The 21,306-nt window shown below is 49.6% G+C and carries 11 protein-coding genes and 1 pseudogene; 9 read left to right on the top strand and 3 right to left on the bottom strand.

Annotation, left to right across the window (positions count from 1 at the left end):
- Positions 1-43: 43 nt before the first annotated feature.
- Positions 44-5,017 carry a diguanylate cyclase domain-containing protein gene (locus BUA56_RS03915; protein WP_207650899.1) on the bottom strand — a complete coding sequence of 1,658 codons (4,974 nt, stop codon included), beginning with the start codon at positions 5,015-5,017 and terminating at the stop codon, positions 44-46.
- 31 nt (positions 5,018-5,048) lie between these two features.
- Entirely contained in the window at positions 5,049-7,625 is a 2,577-nt protein-coding gene (locus BUA56_RS03910; RefSeq protein WP_072849153.1) for an EAL domain-containing protein, read from the bottom strand.
- A 266-nt stretch (positions 7,626-7,891) separates the two neighbouring features.
- Between BUA56_RS03910 and BUA56_RS03905 the strand changes: the two genes are divergently transcribed.
- Entirely contained in the window at positions 7,892-9,394 is a 1,503-nt protein-coding gene (locus BUA56_RS03905) for a hypothetical protein (protein WP_072849151.1), read from the top strand.
- Positions 9,395-9,520: 126 nt separating this feature from the next.
- On the top strand, positions 9,521-9,649 hold the full coding sequence (locus BUA56_RS23835) for a hypothetical protein (RefSeq protein ID WP_278320842.1): 129 nt from the start codon (positions 9,521-9,523) through the stop codon (positions 9,647-9,649).
- A gap of 19 nt (positions 9,650-9,668) precedes the next feature.
- Here the strand turns inward: BUA56_RS23835 and BUA56_RS03900 are convergent, their stop codons facing one another.
- Positions 9,669-11,141, bottom strand: a complete 1,473-nt coding sequence (locus tag BUA56_RS03900) for a GntR family transcriptional regulator (protein WP_072849149.1) — start codon at positions 11,139-11,141, stop codon at positions 9,669-9,671.
- Positions 11,142-11,241: 100 nt separating this feature from the next.
- Between BUA56_RS03900 and BUA56_RS23570 the strand changes: the two are divergent.
- The 7 genes and pseudogenes from BUA56_RS23570 to grpE form a co-directional block, all read left to right on the top strand.
- A pseudogene (locus tag BUA56_RS23570) lies at positions 11,242-11,474 on the top strand (transposase); the annotation flags it as partial.
- 422 nt (positions 11,475-11,896) lie between these two features.
- On the top strand, positions 11,897-14,299 hold the full coding sequence (locus BUA56_RS03890; RefSeq protein WP_072849147.1) for a hybrid sensor histidine kinase/response regulator: 2,403 nt from the start codon (positions 11,897-11,899) through the stop codon (positions 14,297-14,299).
- 196 nt (positions 14,300-14,495) lie between these two features.
- Positions 14,496-16,547, top strand: a complete 2,052-nt coding sequence (gene uvrB, locus BUA56_RS03885; protein WP_084067621.1) for an excinuclease ABC subunit UvrB — start codon at positions 14,496-14,498, stop codon at positions 16,545-16,547.
- Between the two features lie 263 nt (positions 16,548-16,810).
- Positions 16,811-18,256, top strand: a complete 1,446-nt coding sequence (locus BUA56_RS03880) for a sodium:solute symporter family protein (RefSeq protein ID WP_072849145.1) — start codon at positions 16,811-16,813, stop codon at positions 18,254-18,256.
- Between the two features lie 87 nt (positions 18,257-18,343).
- Positions 18,344-19,327, top strand: a complete 984-nt coding sequence (locus tag BUA56_RS03875) for an NAD(P)-dependent oxidoreductase (protein WP_072849144.1) — start codon at positions 18,344-18,346, stop codon at positions 19,325-19,327.
- 225 nt (positions 19,328-19,552) lie between these two features.
- Positions 19,553-20,590 carry a heat-inducible transcriptional repressor HrcA gene (gene hrcA / locus BUA56_RS03870; RefSeq protein ID WP_072849142.1) on the top strand — a complete coding sequence of 346 codons (1,038 nt, stop codon included), beginning with the start codon at positions 19,553-19,555 and terminating at the stop codon, positions 20,588-20,590.
- A 13-nt stretch (positions 20,591-20,603) separates the two neighbouring features.
- Positions 20,604-21,263 carry a nucleotide exchange factor GrpE gene (grpE, locus tag BUA56_RS03865; RefSeq protein WP_072849141.1) on the top strand — a complete coding sequence of 220 codons (660 nt, stop codon included), beginning with the start codon at positions 20,604-20,606 and terminating at the stop codon, positions 21,261-21,263.
- The last annotated feature ends 43 nt before the right edge of the window (positions 21,264-21,306 follow it).

Here is a 21,306-nt window from a genome sequence, read left to right as displayed (position 1 = left end):
ACAATGATTTTGCTCACGCCGGCCGCTGCTGGGTGCAGTTTTTTTAAGGTTTCTCCTGCGCTTCAGAAGGAGGCTCGGTAAACGAGTAAAAGTTTTTGTGACTTTTTTTAATCTTGTACATGGCCTGATCGGCGCGGGAAAGAAGCGTCTTCTCGTCCTGACCGTCTCTGGGATAAACACTGACTCCAATACTTGCGGTCATTTCAACAAATAAATCCTCTAAAATCTGAAAAGGCTGTCTGATTTCAGAGAGAATCCGTTCGCAAACGTACCGGATCTCTTCGTCCGCCATGATCCGGCTCAACAGCAGCACGAACTCATCGCCGCCCATACGGGACACGATGTCACTGCCGCGTACGGCACTGATGAGCCGTCGTGCTGTCTCCTCCAACACCAGATCGCCCTTTTCGTGGCCATAGGTGTCGTTGATCTCTTTAAAACCATCCAGATCCATGTAGAGGACGGCCAGCAGCTGCCCGCTTGTTTCCGCCTCCAGGAGCAGCCGGGACAAGATTTTGTGAAACAGTCTGCGGTTGGGAAGTCCGGTGAGTGCGTCATAGTTTGCCATATGGGCCAACTTTTCCTCAGCCCGCTTGCGCACTTTGATTTCCTCCTGCAGTGCCTTTGTCCGTTCGTCTACCAGAAAACGCAGATTCTCATATAAATAGGCATTTTCGAGAGAGATAGCCAGCTGTGCCGCAATGGGCATGAGATTTTCTTTTCTCCGCTGGTCAAAGACACCCGCGGCCAGGTTATTTTCCAAGTAGAGGATGCCCTTTAACTCCCCCTTACTGAGGATGGGCATGCACAGGACCGACTTGCAGTGGCTCTCTTTAATGTGATCATCCTTCCCGAAGACCCTGGAGTTCTCTCCGTCTTCCAGGATCACGGCCTCAAGTGTTCTTTCCACATACGATACGATGTTCAGCGGAATATCCCGGTTCTCCGCCGGCCGCTTTGACACGATGCATACGTCCTTGGCCCCGGAATGGCCTTCCGACTGGATCTCATACCCGGAATCCGTCTGGCTCAGATAGTAGATATGCTGTGCTCCCGCGCATTCCAGGAGACTGTAGATCAGCTTTTCCAGGATGCCTTCCAGCTCCAGCTCTTCTGAAATGGCCTGGGACGCCTTCAGCACAGACCGCATATCCAGCGAAGCAGTGGTGCGGATGGAATCTTCAGTCAGGGTGCCTTGACGGCTATCATTCTTCCATAGGCCGGCGAGTTCTGGGTTGTCCTGCCGCATCCGGGCGCACTTGCCCTCTGCCCCCCAATGATCGTAAAGCCGGTAGGTGTCCGTGAGGTAATGCCTGGCCGATGACTGGATCCCCAGCTTCTCATAACGCAGCGCGGCCACATCGGAGAGGATGGCATGATGGAGACTGCGGCCATGCTTTTCCGCGGCTTCCAGAGCTTTTTCATAGAGCAGCAGAGCCTCTCCGATACAGCCACAGGCTGCTTTCCTCTCCGCCTCAATCACAAGATAAAGATGGCCGTAATTGGTGTATGCGTCGCTGCTGCGCTCCTTCATCCAATCCTGGTTTTCCTCCAGGATATGCAGAAGCATCGGCCTTGCCTTTTGCTCATAGCCCCCGGTCTCCAGAATCTGGCAGATAGACAGGGAATACAGGAAATTGTGGAGTGCCATGTTATAAAAGCTGGAGACATACGGGAGCAGGGGCACAGCGTCTCTGCATAGCCGGTAGGCTGTGGAATAATCCCGGTAGATTACTGCCGACAGGGCCCGGATAACATGGTAATAGCTGACTGCCTGCAGGTTATGGGCAAACCGTCCCAAATGGGCCTGTTCGGAAAATCCATCCCCATCAAAGCTTCCGGTGAGAGAGAGCTCCCCGCGGATACTCCTGCACAGCTGCTGAAAGCTCAAAAAGCTCCCTAGCGCGTGGTCGCTGCCGGTCTTCTCCGCAAACTTGACCCCGGACCGTACCTCGAGCCATAGCTCATCAACATGGGCAGCGCTATCCATGACCGCCATAATGAGCCCATAATAGCCGTAGCAGGCGTACTCAAAATCTCCCATCTGGGCGTTGCCTTTGATGGACTCTTTTGCATATGGGATTTCATTGACCACATCTTCAAACCAATGGCCGGTATGGAGGGCAAACATACAGTAGATAGAGTAGATTACCTCCCTGTACTGGTGTTTTTCGGCAAGAGGCATCGCTGACTTGACGGCCGCGTAGGCTGTCCGGTAATCCCTGCACAGTTCTCCCAGAGGCATCATTAGGTTGGAATACATCTGCAGAGCGTGGGGAGTATAGCCATGCCGGAACATGCGCCGTACAGCCGTAAGTACCGTCCAGTAGGAATAATCGGGATTAAAGAAAATGGACGGGCCGCACAGGCGGCAGAGCAATTTACTGATCCCAGCTTCCACCGGGTCCCCGGCTTCTTTGAGATTCAGTATATCTTTTGCTCCAAGGGCCTCCCGCTCCTGATAAAAGGATGTGATTTCCTGCTCCAGGGTCAGCTTTACATTTCCGCCGGGGAAGAAGACCCCCATTTGCCCAAGCAGGTCGAGTCCGATCTCAAAGGCGTCCTCATACCGGCCCCGATTGGAGAAACTTGAAATCTGCAGGCAGCAGCTGTCTATCAGATCGGTAGGCTCTGCCACCAGATTGCAGAGCATCCCGTAGATCCGGTCGCATTCTTCCTCTTTCACCAGATTGCACAGTGCCGCATGATATTCCATGTAGATTTTGGTGAGGAACGGGCGGCTTTCCGGGCGCTTAGGCTCCGACTGGGAGAGCAGGAGATTAAGGTATCGTTCCGCCGTGTCGAAGGCAGATACCAGCCCGCACCGGTGCGCCGTACTCAGCAGGAACTCCTGAAGCCGGCGCCGCTCTTCCGGGTCCGTTGCTTCCCCAAGCCCCTTGGCGTAATGGTCCGCGATCTCAAACGCCCGTTCGTCCAGATCGTCTGCGGCGCGTGAGCATTCCTCATACCGCTTTCCAAGCCGGTAATGGACATCTGCCCTCTCCTTTTCAGACAAAACCGTATAGAACACCTGCTGGAATCGGTCGTGGGCAAACTGATACATGGTCTGCCGGCCGGTTTTCCCATCCTTCCCAATGGGATACACCGCCTCCTGTCCTACCGCCGTAATCAGCCTGCGGTTGATTTCCTGTTCCGGCAGGCCGCAGACAACGGACAGATCTTCCACAGAAAAGCTCTGCCCGATGCAGGCGGCAAAGGATAACAGGGATATTGTCTCATCCGAAAACTGACTCAGATTTTCTGTCAGGAAGTCCACTACATTCTCCTGGGCGGGGCAGGCCTGTATCTCATCCTCCTTCCAGTTCCAGCTTCCGGTGTCCATATTCAGCTTCAGATAGCCTTTTGAATGGCACAACCGCAGAAACTGCTTGATGTAAAATGGATTTCCCTTAGTCTTCCTATAGATAATCTCTGCCAGCCCGGAAGTTGTGTCTCCCTCCGTTTTGAATATTTCTCCCAGCATCTGTGAGGTGCTCTCCGGATCCAGCCCTTGCAGGTTAAGCTGCGTGACCCGGCCGCCCCGCTGTATTATCTTATTCAGGCTGAGGGTAAGCGGATGCTCGCTGCTCACTTCATTGTCGCGGTAGCAAACGACGAGCATTAAATCGTGGATATCTTCATTTTTGAACATCTCTTCCAGCATTTCCAAGGAGCCCATATCCGCACGGTGCACATCGTCCAAAAACAGAACCAGGGGATGCTTCGGCGCGGTCAGCAGGGACAGGAACTTTTCCAACACGGATTTGAACCGGGTTCGCTCTTCCAGCGGCCCCATGACCCCAGGGGTTGGCTGATCGCCGGTTAGCAGGGCCAGCTCCGCCACCTTACCGGTCAGCAAAGCCGCGTCGCTGCCCAAATGTTCTGACAGTGTCTCCTTCCATTTGTGGATGCCCTCCTCTGACTCTAAAAAAACCATGCTGCAAAATTGTTTGATAGCCTCGAAAAAGGCATAGTAGGGTACGTTGGCGTGATACTGGTCGAATTTCCCCTGCAGGAACATACCGCTTGTCCGCAGAGCCTCCTCCTGAAGCTGATTGACCAGGGAGGTTTTTCCAATTCCGGAATAGCCGCTGATGGTGACAAGTATCCTGGAACCGGCCGCCACCTCCTTAAAGTCACTCTTCAGCTGGGCGATTTCTTCTTCCCGCCCATACAGCCGGTGGGTGAATTCAAAGCGCCGGCTGAAATCCTTTTCACCAAGGTTAAACTCCTTTTCTCTTTGACAGCGCGTCAGATCATAGAGAAGACCCTCGCTGCTTAAATAGCGGTCTTCTGCCATCTTGGAGAGGAGCTTGTCTATGACGGCCGCAAGCATGGGGGGAACATTGGGCAAAAGCACGCGAAGATCCGGCGGTGTCTTCGCAATATGAGAAAAAACAAGCTCTGTGGGTGTCTCCGCGTCAAATGGATAATGTCCCGTCAGCATCTGATACAGTGTTATGCCCAGGGAATAAAAATCAGCGCGATAATCCAGCTCCGTATTCATCCGTCCGGTCTGTTCCGGGGCGATGTAGCGGAGAGTACCCTCAATATTTTCAAGTCTGGTCCCCGACATCTGCTCATGCATAAACATGGATGAGATACCAAAGTCCAGCAACACTACCCGCCCAGACTCCGCATCATACATGATATTGGAGGGATTCACATCTTTGTGGATGACGCCTGCCTTGTGGATGTCCCTCAGACCCATCACCAGCTGTTTTGCGATCCGGTAGAAGTCCGACATCTCCAGGGCGCCTTGTTTCAGCAGCCTGCTCAGCGTGATCCCAGGACAGAATTCCTCCACCAGATAGGAGCGCCCGTCCAGCGTGACCTCGCCAAGGGCCTTTACCACATGGGGGCTGTTTATCTGCTTCATAATCTGATATTCCCGCCGCAGCCGGGCTGCGGCCTCCAGAGTCATATGTTCCTGTCCCCCGGTCTTAAGTACCACCCGGTTGCCGGTGCCGCTGTCCTTTCCGCGCAGCAGCTTGCTGGACGGAGATATATATATCACTTCTAAATTCGTATATTGACACATCACACGCTCACCCCTTCCGTGAAAAGCACTCGTCCTTACTGCCGGCCTTCGCAGTGTTCATGGTCTCGCGAGTCCGGCGTATTATTTCATCCAAAGGTTCCTCTGCATTCCAGAGTGCTGTGCCGGCAAAGCAGGCCACCGAATCCGGATCCGCGTAACGGCTCTCATAATAAGCCCGGAGAATAGCCGTTTCTTTCTTATGGGCATCTTCTATGGAGCTTATGTTGCGCATTACTATTAGGAACTCATCCCCACCCAGCCGGACCAGCACATCATCCACTCTGGTATGGGCACGCAGAAGGGAGGCGAAGTGGAGGATCAAATGATCGCCCTCCACATAGCCGTACCTCTCGTTGAACTTTTTCAAGTCGTCCAGTTCAAACAGATAAACAGCGGCGGAAGACTCATGCCGCAGTGATTCGGCTATGGTATACAGTCCCCGGCGGTTGAGCAGGCCGGTCATAGTGTCTCTGCAGGCCTCATTCTGCAGGGACCGTATCTGTACCTGAAGAGTGTGGATGCTCATCGCCCGCAGGACCCGCCTGCGCAGCGACTCCTGACTGTGGGGTTTAACTGCATAGTCGGCGGCGCCCCGCTCCATCGCGCTGCGCTCCAGTTCCATGTCCAGCGGTCCCGTGGCTACGCACGGTATCTCCCAGGCGCACTGTCCCTTTTGAATTGCAGTCAGGATATCAGCGTGGCCTTGGAGCGTCAAGTCAAGAATCACGGCCGATATCTGATACGGATGGTTTCCCAGGATTTTAACTGCCTCCTCACAGCTGGCTGCCTCCAGTACCTTGAAGCAGTCGGAGAAGGTCCTATGCACCTGAGCACGGTACTCCTCGTCTTCGTCGGCCACCAGCAGAGTTCTGTCCATGCTGTCCACAGAGCCGGCAGACCGGCTGTTTTTCAAGTCTGGGGGAGGGGTCTGCGCTGTCAAGACTGAAACAAAATTTTCCACAGGCATGGGCTTGGCAAAATAATAGCCCTGGGCGTAGTCACACCCATTGTTTTGAAGCCTCTCCAACTGTTCCCGGGTCTCTACGCCCTCCGCCACTACGCTCAATTTCATCCAACGGGCCAGGTCCACGATAAAGCGCAGGATGCCCTGGCCGGTAGGTCTTGTAATCTCAGTCTGGATAAACTTCATATCCAGCTTCAGCACGTCGATAGGCATTTCCGTTAGCATATTCAGCGAAGAGTAGCCGCTGCCAAAATCGTCCATCTCAATGACGAAGCCCAGTCTGCGCAGAGCGCACAGGGTATCAATGAGCTGCCTTGAAGTATCCGTGTACGCGCTCTCTGTGATCTCCAGATGCAGACGGGAAGGTGAAAGTCCGTGCCGTTGTACGATCTCCGTGAGAAGATCCACCAGGCTTGTATTGTAAATATCCATTCGTGAGACGTTGACAGAAATGATAACACGTGGATAGCCCTTCTCATCCCATTCCTGCATCAGTGCGCAGACCCGCTCCCAGACATATTGGTCCAGCTTAGTGATAAAGCCGTTGCGCTCAAAAATGGGGATGAACTCCGCAGGCGGCTGCAGGCCCCATTCCGGATGGTTCCAGCGCACCAGCGCCTCGGCTCCCGCCAGCCGGCCGTCCCGGAGCTGGTACTTGGGCTGCAGGTAGACCTCAAACTGCCCCGTGGCCAGGGCCGTTTCCATGCCGTCCGTGATGGCCTGCCGACGCAGCAGCGTGCCCCGAAGCTTGTCGTCGTAGAGGGCAAAGTGCTTGCCATACTTTCCCTTAATGCTATGCGCCGCCAGCAGCGCCCGGTCACACATCTGCTCTACGGAAACCTCCCGGTCTTCCACCGTGTAGATGCCGTATTTCATGATGACGTTCTGATCGCCGAAACCGCTGTTGATCCTGCTGTCGGACTGAGTGAACATCTCGTCCGCATAGTCCTCGCGATGCTCCAGAAGACAGGCGAACTGGTCCGCGCTCAGGCGGCCGCAGATTCCGTGATCCCCCAGCCGCTGGGTGCAGAGCTTGGCAACCTGCCGCAGCAGGCGGTCGCCCGCGGCCATGCCGAAGGTATCGTTGATCAGTTTGAAGTCCTCAATGTCGGAACAAAGGACATCATATTTCATATCCGGATTCCGAAACAGGATATCCCTGACCTGCTGGCAGAAATATTCCTTGCTGTACACCCCGGTGACCCGGTCATACTGGATCTGATGGATGAGGGCGGAGGTCTCCCGCAGGCGGATGATGCTGGCTGCCCGGTGCAAAATGATCTGGGTGCGGTAGGGCTTGGTGATGAAGTCTGTGGCCCCGTGGGAAAGCGCGGCCACCTCATCCGCCTCACTGTTGTTGGACGTTGTGACAATGACCGGGATCGAATTCAGTCTGTGATCTGCTTTCAGATGCTTCAGAAAGGTGTAGCCATCCATAACCGGCATAACAATATCCAACAGGATCAGAGAGATTCCCTCTCTGTATTTCTCCAGCAGCGACAGGGCCTGCGCCCCGTTTTCTGCCTCCAGAATCGTATATTGAGAAGACAGGATGGCGCACAGCGCCGCCCGGTTGATCTCATTGTCTTCAACCACTAAAATTTTTCTTTCAAATAACATTTCTCACACTCAATCCTTAACATTATTTATGCATATATATGTATATAATCCCAATTGCAAATGACACATATTTGTCATTTTGAATGACAAGTAACAAGCTTTAATACCCTTAAACCATAGAATACTTTATTTTTATGCAAAATACAAGAGGATATCTGTATTTGATAATGACATTTAAATGTCATTTTGAATGACAAATAATACAAATTTTGTTGCAAACTTGATCACTTTACGGTATACTGATATAAATAAAGGAGGATAAGACTGTGCAGTTCTATGAAAAGCTAATTTTTGTCATGAATTTGACTCAAACCACGAACCGGGAGCTGGCCCTGGCAGCGCAGGTAGACCCCTCCATCATCAGCCGATTCCGCAGCGGGAAGAGAGGGATCCCGCGCAATCCGGAGCCGCTGCGCAGCATGGCGAATTTCCTTGCCGAACGCTGTACCGGCGAATATCAGAGAAGAGCTCTATCAGAGATGGCGGGAGTCAGACGGGTCCTCATGGACAAGCAAGAACAGTTATCAGAATTTTTATTCTGCTGGCTGTGCGGTGACGCGGACGGAGTGGACAGATTCATGCGCAGCTTTGAATCGCTGACCATTAAGGGGGTGGCGTCCAACTCCACCCTGGAGGCCGCAACGATCAGCCGTAAAGGGAATTTTATTCATTTTGGAAATGAGGGAAAGCGTGCTGCTGTGCGGTCCATGTACCAACACCTGCTGGCCCGGCAGGAACCGGGTACAATCTGCATTCTTGCCGATGAGACCGACGATTGGCTGATGGAGGATTATGATTTTACTTCCCAAATGCAGGCCTGGCTGCTGGACTGTATCCGGCGGGGCTTTCAGATCTGCCACATCATACCGCCGATCTACTCGGGCGATCAGATTCTGGAATCTCTGGCCCGCTGGATCCCGCTCTACATGACCGGCAAGGTAAAAGCCTACTTTTATCCCCATATCCGGGACCGCCTTTGCCGGCACACCATCATCATGCAACCCGGAGAAATCGCGATTGCGTCACATTCCATGGCGGGCGATCCCACCAGCTACGCCACGATGCTGACCACAGACCCGGGGGTGCTCCGGGCGACGGAATCGGAGTTTCAGGCCTATCTCGCCCTGTGCCGGCCTATGCTGAATACCTACTCGGAACCCCAAAAGTTGTTCCAGTGCTTTATGAAATTCCTATCGCCCCAGGGCTTCCGCATTCAAAAGCTGCTCTCCTTGTCCGCAGTGACCGCGCCTTTTGAACTTGTGGCTGATTCCATCGGAAAAAGAGAAGACCCCGAGCAGAAACGCCTGGGCGAACTTTACCTCCAGGAGATGAAGCGGCTGGAACAGGAGCAGGACCAGTACAATCTGATCGATATCGTTCACCTGGCCAGCGCTGACCAGATCCGTGCCGGTACAGTGCCAATCACCGCTACATGCTGGTCGGTGGGCGCCCTTTACTACACCCCTGAGACCTATGCTCTGCACTTGAAGAAGATTCTGCATATTTTGGACACTCATGAAAACTATCACTTTGTCCCCCTGGAAGGACTTGCTGAACAGGAGAGTTCCCTCATGGTCAAGGAAAATCACAGAGCACTTCTGGTGCATGCCTCAGATCCCTTTACCGTCTTTGAGATCTCACAGCCTGAGATCGTGGCTATATACCGGGAGTACCTGCTTCGTCTGGCGGAGAAAGTGGGATACAAGGGTACTCACCGAACTAAGATTAAGTCCAGGCTCCGGGAACTGATTCGGGAGCTGGAAGAGTGACACATCAAAACGTGGCACTAATATCAGTCTTTAATTGGCTGCGACCAAAGCAGTAGGGGGAAGTAATGGATATGGAAAACAACGATAATTCATGACATCCGTACCCCGATCAACGGCATTATTGGTATGACCGACATTAAGAGCGGCAAAGTCCGGGGCCTTTTAGAGACCGGATTGGTGACCGCCGAGGGGGTGGAGGGCTGTCCCTATATACCTGCGGGACTGACAGCTGAGATGAATGAGGACAGGAGCTAATCACTACCTTCTACTCGATTTATATGGGAATGGGGAGAAAATCTGTACCGCAGGGAAGCTGGGCGATTACTGAATAGATGTCCCGATAAATCTGCAGAAAGGCATTTTCCAGAGCAGAGGGCAAAGCGGAAGTATCCTTTTCCCGGAGAGCCTTTACCACATCATGCATAAGGAACTGCAGTTTCTCCTGAGGTGCATAATAGGAGGCGTCCACTGCATACAGATAATATCCCCACAGGATTAGCTCATTCAGCTGATAATAGATATTACTCAGAGAATGACAGGGAGCGAACTGTATCATATAATCCATAAGGAGCTGAACTGAGCGGGGATTGAGACTGTGGAGAGAGGCAGAGGATAACTTTTCCTCTGCGCTGTGCAGCCACTCCTCTGTGACGGGGGTGAAGGATTTCGCACAGATTCCTGCAGACAGAGCCATAATCTGGATGGCATCCATACACAGAGCCAGTCTTTGCTGGAGCAGAGGATCACTGAAATCAAAAGAGGCAGAGGCAATGCTGCCCTGGATCTCTCCGGTCACCAGAATGGTTCCTTTTTTTGCTTTTGTTTCTGCGATCCCCAACATATTCAGCAGTGCAATGCTGCGGCATACCGTCTCTTTCATCAGTCCGTATTCTTCCATCAGTCTGGGAATGGATGGGAGATATTTCTTCCCCTCAAACTCTCCCCCGGCAATCCGCCGCAGAATAGACATGGCCAGGCGTATATAAAGCTCGGAATGGCCTTTTATCCGAAACCAGCGGATATCTGTCTTCTGCGGGGCAGGCGTAGGAACTACGCGGCTAAGTTCTTCCAGATATCCGTCAATGGTGCTCTGGGTTTTGCCGTAAAAGTCCAGAATACTATCGTAAAACGCGTCATATTCTTTCCGGAGGATTCTGTTTAATGCTGTCTCCAGCCAGGCTTTTACCCTGCTCTCAGCATGATAGGAGGGATCATTTACCCCAGGATATGGGATATAGGGTACATGCAGATAACTCTCGGCATCCAGTTCCAGATCCTGAATCAGGAGGTTGTGAAAGGGCTTTAGCACAGCCCTGAAAAAAAGATTGGCCTGTTGGTACAGGGCTGAGAGTTCCATAGGTCCTGCAATTCCGTCTATGGCGTCCCGCATGATTGTAAATTCAGGCTCCCGGCAGAGACTTGCACCCTCCCGATAGAGGGCCGGAAGAAGAATGCCAAGTCCGCAAAACGCATCATTCACTCCGTCCCTGCGCTCCAACAGGGCGGCAATGCAGGACTCTGCTGCTGTGCGGTAGGCAGAAACCGCCGGCCGGCCGGCGGCAGTATGGATGTATCCGTTATTTTCCAGCATCTTCATGACTCTCCGGATTGTGGTGATCCCCACATTGTACTGCCGGCAAAGCTGCTGCTGGGAAGGCATAGTCTTTCCTTCGGGATAGGCACCGCATTCAAACTGTGTGACTAAGGAACGATATAGATATTCGTACTGGTGCAAATTTTGACGCAATAGGCGCTTTCTCCTTTCATAATATGTTTGCTTTTTAGGCGTTTGCGAAACGCCAAAACCCGCGTTATTGCGGTGTTCTTTCTCTACAAAAATAAACATGCTACTCGATCAATTCATTGACCTTGATGAAATTGTCCAGGCGTCTTTTATTTCCCATGTATATGCTGCCACCGGAAGCCCCCTGGGTTTATCAGCTTTCTCCAATTCTGAAGACTCTTTTACTACAGCATATTTTCTCAATTCCAACCGACACGCTCCTGCTCGTTTTTTCTGTACTATTCCCAAGCGCTTCGTGACTTCTGTGGCCTTGCTATTGTTCCTGATGCTTCTAAAGAAATAGCTCAGCTTATAACTGTAATGGTTGCAGATAAAATCCACAAACATGAGTATCTTAGAAGCTTAAAACCCTTGATTGCTTAAACCCTGCTTTGCAGGTTTTCTTCCTGTTGGAATCAAGATTGCGGACTCGTTTCGCAATTTCCTAAAAGTAGTAATAAAATAAGTATAACAACTTTGGAGTTCAGCTTCAACTTGCTTTTTACAGTTACCTGCGATAAAATGTACCTATAGCCTATATGGGAAAGATGCGGTCTGGTGTAAGCAGCAGCTGTTCAACGCTCTGTTTCACTCTGCCGATCAGGCGCTGTATGCGGCGAAGAGAGATGGAAAGAACCGGTTTACTTTTTATGACGGCACGAAGAGAGAGCTTCTGAGTGTCTTATCCCCAATAGATCATTAGAGCGGAGGAAAGTAACATGGATAAACAGAAAAGCAGTGCAGGACAGATTGGATATGAATATGATACACTGATGAATCTTCTCCATGTCAGTGTCAGTAAACATCTGTTAGATGATCATTTTACATTGGTGTGGGCAAATGACTTCTATTATGAATTGATTGGTTATAATAAGGAAGAGTATCAGGCGGCGTATCATAATCTGTGCGATACCTATTATATGAATGATGAATTGGGGATACATGATGAAGAGCTTTGGAACCAGATAGGAGAAGAGGTGATCCGCACCTTAGATGCCGGGAGAGATGGCTATACTCTGGTCGCGCAGATGCGGCGCAGGAGCGGAGAATATATATGGGTCCGAATGTCTGCAAGATTTACGGATGAGTATATTGACGGATATCGGGTTTCCTACACAGCCATGATGGATGTCAGTGATATCATGCGTATGGAGCAGGAGCAGTCCGTGACCTATGATAATCTGCCTGGTTTCATCGCAAAATACAAGGTGGGAAAGATGCTTGACTTTACATTGCTTGACGGTAACGACCGTTTCTTTGCGTTCTTCGGGAAGGAGAGCTGGAAGAACATGGAGTACCCTCTGTTCCGGGACAATGTGCTGCGCAATCAGGCGGTATTTGAAGCGCACCGGGAGGCACTTTTGAAGGGAGAGCAGGTCCATTTTACGGTCCATATGAGCGATCAGAGAGGTCAGGACGCCTGGCTGCAGATTAACGGGTCCTGCGTGGGATACCAGGATGGAGATCCGGTATATCTTGTTATCTACATTGATATAACCAATGAGACAGAGCTTCGGCAGATGCAGAGGCAGCTGGAGGACCAGGCCGAAAAACTGCGAAGTGCTCTTAAAGAGGCTGAGGAAGCAAACCGGGCAAAATCTGACTTTTTATCCAGGATGAGCCACGACATCCGTACTCCCATGAATGCAATTCTGGGAATGAAGGATATTGCAGTTTCCCATATGGAGGATCCGGATAAAGTGAAAGATTGTCTCAAAAAAATCGGTCTTTCGGGACAGCATCTGCTGGGGCTTATCAATGACGTGCTCGATATGTCAAAAATTGAGAGCGGGGAGATGGCTCTTCGGGATGATGTGGTATCCCTGCCGGAGGTTCTTGAAAATATTGTAACCATTATGCAGCCCCAGTTTAAAGAAAGGGATCAGAAGTTTTCTATTCGTCTGCAGTGTGTGATTCATGAACTTTTTGTAAGCGATTCCCTCAGGCTGCGGCAAATATTTTTGAACATACTTTCCAATGCCTGCAAGTTTACTCCCCTGGGGGGAAGCATCACGATGGATGTGGCGGAAGTGGGTACAGAAGGGGGAACCGCTTATTTTATATTTACAATTACGGATACAGGAATTGGTATGCAGCCGGAATTTATCGAACACCTCTTCACAGCTTTCAGCCGTGAGAAGGACAGCAGAGTGGATAAGACAGAAGGAACCGGACTTGGGATGGCAATAACAAAAAGGATAGCAGAGCTGCTGGAGGGAACAATTGAAGTGGAGAGTGAACCTGGGAAAGGGTCTGTTTTTAGTGTCCGTCTTCCTTTGAAAATCGAGGAGTCTCCAAAACTGGACGCGTCTTTTCCGAATTTAAAAATTATTGTGGCGGATGATGATGCAGTTATGTGTGAATATACCGTAGAGATGCTCCAAAATATCGGTATCTATGCAGATTGGGTGGACAGCGGTGAGCAGGCGGTAGCAAAGGTGCTGGAGGCACAGAAAAAGGGGGAAGCATATGACGCCATTCTTCTGGACTGGAAAATGCCCGGGCAGGATGGTCTTGAGACTACCCGCCGGCTGCGGGAGGTCAGTGAGGGAGAACTGCCTATATTGATTATCTCTGCTTATGACTGGAACGATATCGAACAGGAAGCTAAAATGGCAGGGGTAAGCGGATTTCTTCAGAAGCCTATCTTTGCATCCACTCTGATCCGGGGGCTGCGGCAGTATATTCTGGGAGAGTCAACGGAGGGTGAGCGAAGTGAATCAGAGCATATATCTGACTTTGGAGGCAGGCATTTTCTTCTGGTGGAGGATAATGCCCTGAACCGGGAGGTGGCCCAGGAACTGCTGGGGGATATGGGGGCGGTGATAGACACTGCCTGTGACGGTCTCCAGGGGATTAAGGCTTTTGCAGCTTCAGAGGAAGGCTTCTATGATATTCTTCTTATGGATATTCAGATGCCCGTGATGGACGGCTATACGGCAGCCCGGACGATCCGGACGCTGAACCGCACGGATGCAGGGACCGTACCTATTCTGGCAATGACAGCAGATGCCTTTGCGGAAGATATCCGGGCAGCAAAGGATGCCGGTATGGACGGCCACCTGGCCAAGCCTCTGGACGGGGTTACACTGAAGCGTGAGATTAGCAAATACCTCGTTTGACGGCGGAAAACAGATATCATAAAAAGCCGCAGAAATGCAAAAAGAGAAAAGAACAAATGTTCCGCGTCTGCCTATACTTTTCTATTGGTCTATGTTATAATTTTTAAAAGTACAATCTTCGCCAGTCTTTCTCTGGCGCTAATTGTGTCTAAGTAAAGGCGTTGTGCTCTTCATTTCACGGAGGTAAAAATACAGTATGGTTAATCAAAGGCACTCGCAAGACGCTTCGCTGCTTGCACACGAAACCAGCATAAAGGATGACATCGGTTTCAAATTACACTCGGAATACCAGCCGACAGGTGACCAGCCACAGGCTATAAAACAACTGGTCCAGGGATTCAAAGAAGGCAATCAATGCCAGACCTTACTGGGGGTTACAGGATCCGGAAAGACATTTACCATGGCCAATGTCATCCAGCAGATTCAAAAGCCGACCCTCATTATTGCTCATAATAAAACCCTTGCCGCCCAGCTCTACGGTGAGTTTAAGGAGTTCTTTCCGGAGAACGCGGTAGAATACTTTGTCTCCTATTACGATTATTATCAGCCGGAGGCCTACGTCCCATCCTCCGACACATATATAGCAAAGGATTCCGCCATCAACGATGAGATTGACAAGCTACGTCTCTCTGCCACTGCCGCTTTAAGTGAGCGGAGAGATGTCATTATCGTATCCAGTGTGTCCTGCATCTATGGAATCGGAAGTCCCAAGGATTACCAGAATATGATAATCTCCCTCCGCCCCGGTATGGAGCGGGACAGGGATGAGGTGATCCGCAGACTCATTGACATCCAATATGACAGGAATGACATGGATTTCCACCGGGGGACCTTCCGGGTGAGGGGGGATGTGTTGGAGATATTCCCTGCAGATTACTCAGAACTGGCGGTCCGGGTGGAATTTTTCGGGGATGAAATCGATCGGATTACAGAGGTGGATACCCTCACCGGAGAGATTAAGAACGTTTTGAACCATATAGCCATCTTTCCGGCTTCTCACTATGTGGTTCCCATGGAACGAATTCTGGAGGCGGCTAAGAATATTGAAGAGGAATTGCAGGAAAGGGTGGCATATTTTAAGAGTGAGGATAAACTTTTAGAGGCTCAGAGGATCTCTGAGAGGACAAATTTCGACATTGAAATGATGAAAGAGACCGGGTTCTGTTCAGGAATAGAGAACTATTCACGCCATTTATCCGGGCTAGCGCCGGGGCAGCCGCCCTATACCCTGGTAGATTATTTTGGAGATGATTTCCTTATTATTGTAGATGAGTCTCACAAAACAGTTCCCCAGATCCGCGGAATGTATGCCGGAGATCAGTCCAGAAAGGGTACTTTGGTGGATTATGGTTTCCGCCTTCCCTCGGCAAAGGATAACCGTCCCCTCAATTTTGAGGAGTTTGAGAGCAAAATCGATCAGATTTTGTTTGTCTCTGCTACCCCCGGGGAGTATGAGGAGGACCATGAACTTCTCCGGGCAGAACAGATTATACGTCCTACGGGCCTGTTGGATCCGAAGGTAGAGGTAAGACCTGTGGAGGGGCAGATTGATGACCTGGTAGGAGAGGTAAACCGGGAAGTGGAGAAGGGCAGCAAAGTCCTCATCACTACGCTAACCAAGCGTATGGCCGAAGATCTCACAGAGTATATGAAGGAGCTGGGCATACGTGTCAAATATCTTCATTCGGATATTGACACTCTGGAGCGCACGGAGATTATCCGGGATATGCGCCTGAATGTCTTTGATGTGCTGGTGGGAATCAACCTTCTGAGAGAGGGCCTGGATATTCCGGAAATCACCCTGGTAGCTATCCTGGACGCGGATAAAGAAGGATTTCTCCGTTCAGAGACCTCTCTGATTCAGACCATAGGGCGTGCGGCCCGTAACGCGGACGGCCATGTAATTATGTACGCTGATGTTATTACGGATTCCATGCGGATGGCTATTGATGAGACAGAGCGAAGAAGAGCCATACAGGAGGAGTACAACAGGGCGCATAATATCACACCCCAGACCATAAAGAAGGCTGTCAGGGATCTGATAAGTATCTCTCAGAATGTAGCTGAAACCGAGGATAAATTAATGAAGGATCCGGAGTCCATGAGCAGGGAAGAACTGGAGAAATTGATCGGTGAGATACAAAAGCAGATGAGAAAGGCAGCTGCAGATCTGAATTTTGAGGCAGCGGCGGAACTTCGGGATAAGATGATCGAACTTAAAAAATCACTGGAAGAATTGGACGACTGACTCTGGTGAGAATGATAATTTTTGCTATTGTTCTGTTATACAGAACAATAGCTTTTATTTTATAAAGAATAGAAAAAGTGTGGTAAAAATTGATAAAAATATATCGCTTATACGGGAAATATCCATTAAAGTGCACAATTGTATTTACTTTTGTACATGGCTGTGATAAGCTATTGGTAATGAATTGTACCACAAATGTGTGAAATATCTAACGATTTTTTGTGGGGCATAACAAAATATACTTCATATTGGGAGGCGGTATTATGACTTACTTGGACATTGGAATTATTGTCGCTTATCTTGTGGGAATGCTGTTAATCGGTATTTATGCAAGCAAAAAACAGAAAGGAATTGATGATTACTATGTTGCCGGAAGGAATGTGGGAGCATTCTCTCTCATGTGCTTATGGATGTCAGCCTGGATTGGAGGAGCATCTGTCATGGGAACCTCGTCCAGAGCCTACGAAATGGGAATTACGGCAATCTGGTATGTAGGCATTATTGCTGTAGGCATCATCGTTTTTGCCTTTGTTATGGTGAAGCCTATCAAACGGCTGGGAGATAAACTGAATAACCTGACCTTCCCGGACTTTATTGAAAACAGATATGATTCAAAAACACGGGCGGCAACCACGGTAACTACGATTCTGGCATATATTGCCTATACAGGAAGTCAGTTTGTAGCCGGCGCCAGTATTCTCAATGTGCTCACCGGATGGAGTCTGCCGATCTGTTTTGTTGTGACAACTTTTGTTATTGTACTGTATACCTCCATCGGAGGTTTTCTGGCGGTAACCTATACGGACCTTGCGCAGATGATTCTGCTGTTCGGAGGGATCGTTTTGCTGGGTGTGCCTCTGGCCATGCATCATGTGAGCACTAACGAATTGTCCTTCTCAACGCTGCCGGCATCTTATTTTGACCTGGGAACCTGGGGATGGCCTACCATTATTGCGCTGGGCATCTCTACCATTTTTTCTTTCTTTACCTCTATGGACAGCTATACCAAGTGCTTTGCGGCAAAAGACGAGAAAGCTGCCAGGAGAGGAACACTCATGGCGGCAGCCTGTGTGATTATTATTGCGCTGTCTTCCACCTATCTGGGACTCACTGCAAAACTTGTACTTCCGGATCTTGCTTCCAGCTCCAACAGCCTGGCAGCTCTGGTTGTAGAGATTTTCCCTGCAGGGGTAAGGGGTCTGGTGCTGGTTGGCATCCTGGCGGCTATTATGTCTACCGGAGATGTATGTGTGCTGACTGCCTCTGCAAATATTACAAGGGATATCTATCAGCGGTATATTAATCCTAAGGTAGAAGAAAAGAAGCTCCTGGTGATGGGAATTGCCAGCTCGTTCTTCATTGGTATCATCAGTGCTGTTTTTGCCTGGTTTAACCAGGACATTATAGACGCCTTGTTTATAGCATTTACCATTAATTCCGCAGGACTATTCCTGCCGACAGTATGCGGGCTGTTCTGGAAACGCTCAAGCTCTAAGGGCGCCTTCCTGTCTGTATTATCTTCGCTGATTATTGTGGTTATATGGTATATAGGCGGTATGGTGAGCAGCAGTCCCATTTTCCAGATCGAAGCACTCTGGCCGGCGTTCGGGATCTCCGCTGTTATCTATCTGACGGTATGCTTAACAGGAAAACAAAGTCCGGAGGAGATACAGAAGGCGGAAGCTTTTATAGCAGCGAAAAATGGCTAATCTAAAAATTACATAAAGATATGTATCAAAAACGGGGGAAGGAAGGCTTGCGGCCTTCCTTTCCGACCCTTGAAAGGAGTGGGGAGAATGAAACTGGTATTGGCAGAATATCCGGAGTCCAGAGACAGAAGTATAGAGGTGGAAAAAAGATACCTGCCGCCGGATACGGAGATTTCCTATGCGGTGGTAGATGAGGGGAACATGGAAGCTTATTATGCAGCTCTGGAGGAGGCAGATGCGGTTCTGACCGGATTTGCACCCTTGGATGAAACTGCAATAGACCGGATGAAGCACTGCAGGATTATTTCCGTGCAGGCAACCGGATGGAATTTCGTGGCAGATGAATATGCTGCGAAAAAAGGGATTGCCGTGTGTGCCGTGGGGGAATACTGCACCCAGGAGGTGGCAGACCATACCATGGCTTTGATGCTGGGCGTGTGCAGGCTTATCCCCTATCATATGCGCAGAGTCAACCAGGACCATGTGTGGGAGATTGAGACACTGAAGGACAGGAAGGTGCAGAGATTCGGTGCCAAAACACTGGGAATCGTAGGATTTGGAAAGATTGGACGGGCTGTGGCCGTCCGGGCACGGGCCTTCGGAATGAAGGTAATTGCCCACGATCCGTATATCGGCAGGGAAACAGCAGAGAGACAGGGGGTAGAGCTGGTAAGTATAGACAGAATTCTGGAAGAGGCAGATGTTATTTCCATTCACATGAATCTTACCAGCGAGAATGAAAACTATTTTAATAAAGAAAAGTTTGATAAGATGAAGCGTCAGCCCTACATCATTAACATGGCCCGTGGGGCAATGATCAATGAGGAGGATCTGGCAGATGCCCTGGATCGTCAGGTGGTATCCGGTGCCGGACTTGATGTCCTGTACAGTGAATCACCGGAACTGGGGACAAGTAAGCTGATTAACAGGGAAAATGTAATCATTACTCCCCACTGCGGTTTCTATTCGGACGATGCCATTGAGGCGTGTGAGAGAATTTCAGTTCAGAACATTACCTATTATATGAACGGAGAGAAGGAGAAAGTATTTAAGATAGTAAATGGTATCTGAGGCGGCGATACAAGAAAAAGAAGCGCAGAACAGCCGGCCGGGAAATGCAGAACAGGCATTTCCCGGCCGGCTGTATTTTCTGCCATGGTGCACAGTGTTTGCCCTGGAACAAGTATAAAATAATTATAAACCACTTGACAAACCAATGTCTCAGTGCTATCTTAAAACCATAGGTATTAGCACTCCACACAAACGAGTGCTAACAACTAAGAAAGGAGCGAAGATATGGGTAGCGATCTGGATGAGAGAAAACTAAAGATCTTGAAAGCAATCATTAAAACTTATCTGGACACCGGCGAACCAGTGGGGTCGCGTACGATTTCCAAGTACACAGACCTGAATCTGAGCTCTGCAACGATTCGAAATGAAATGTCAGATTTGGAAGAACTTGGTTACATTTTACAGCCCCACACCTCGGCTGGCAGGATTCCATCGGACAAAGGGTATCGGCTCTATGTTGATGAGCTGATGCAGGAGAAGGAGGATGAGATTTCCGAGATAAAAGGGATGATGATTGAGAAGACCGACAGGATGGAAAAGGTACTGCAGCAGGTAGTTAAAGTGCTGGCATCTAATACAAATTATGCCACCATGATTTCTACTCCCAGTTATCATCAGAATAAGTTAAAATTTATCCAGCTGTCTAAAGTGGGTGACATGCAGCTTTTGGCAGTAGTGGTAGTGGAAGGGAATATCGTAAAGAATCAGATCCTTGACCTGGAGGAGCCCATGGATGAGGAAACCGTTCTAAAGCTTAATCTTCTTCTGAATACTCAGCTAAACGGTCTGACCATTGATGAAATCAATTTGGGTATGATTCTTGCCATGAAAGAACAGGCAGGCATACACAGTGATGTGGTGGGAAGTGTAATTGATGCTGTGGCCAGTGCAATCCGTTCCGATGAAGATGAGGTTCAGGTTTACACAAGCGGAGCCACGAACATCTTCAAGTATCCGGAATTAAGCGACAGTACAAAGGCCAGCGAGCTGATCTCTACGTTTGAGGAAAAACAGGCGTTGGTTGAGCTGGTTAAGGAGAGTATGTCTGGTGAGGAGAACACCGGAATTCAGGTATATATCGGCAACGAAACGCCTATACAGACCATGAAAGACTGCAGTGTGGTGACCGCTACTTACGAATTAGGAGAGGGAATGCGGGGCACCATAGGGATTATCGGGCCTAAGCGGATGGACTATGAGAATGTAGTAGACAATCTGAAAACGTTAAAAGTGCAATTAGATAATATATTTAAGAAAACATAGAAAGGCGGTATAGATGGTGGCAGAGGAAAAACAGACGGTTGAAGAAGAAGTAACAGAGAAAGAGGCGATGGAACAGGCGGCAGAAGTCCAGGAAGATGATATCCAGGAAAGCCCGGGAGATACTGGTGAGGAAACAGAAGAGGACACCGGGGAATGCGGCTGTGAGGAGTCCGAAGAAGCCAGGGAGACCTGTGAAGAAAAAGAAAAAAAAGGTCTTTTTGGAAAGAAGAAAAAGGACAAAAAAGATCAGAAAATAGAAGAGCTGACAGATCAGCTGAAACGCCAGATGGCGGAATTTGATAACTTCCGGAAACGTACGGATAAGGAAAAGTCAGCCATGTATGAGATCGGGGCAAAAGAGATAATCGAAAAAATGCTCCCGATTGTAGACAATTTTGAGAGAGGCCTGGGAGGGGTTCCTGAGGATAAAAGGGAAGATCCTTTTGTGGAGGGAATGAACAAAATCTACAAACAGATGATGACAGCCTTTGAAGAATTAGGTGTGAAGCCCATAGAGGCAGTGGGCAGTGAGTTTGATCCCAACCTTCACAATGCAGTTATGCATGTGGATGATGAAGAGGCAGGAGAGAATGTGGTTGTAGAGGAATTCCAGAAGGGCTATTTATATAAAGAAAATGTGGTAAGACATAGTATGGTTAAAGTAGCAAACTAGATGCGCGCATAACGTATCTGGATTTATATATAAATAATAACAA

Source organism: Lactonifactor longoviformis DSM 17459, from assembly GCF_900129135.1.
Lineage (GTDB): Bacteria > Bacillota > Clostridia > Lachnospirales > Lachnospiraceae > Lactonifactor > Lactonifactor longoviformis.
Note: the sequence above shows the minus strand (reverse complement) of the source record. Positions and strands in the feature narration are given on the sequence as shown.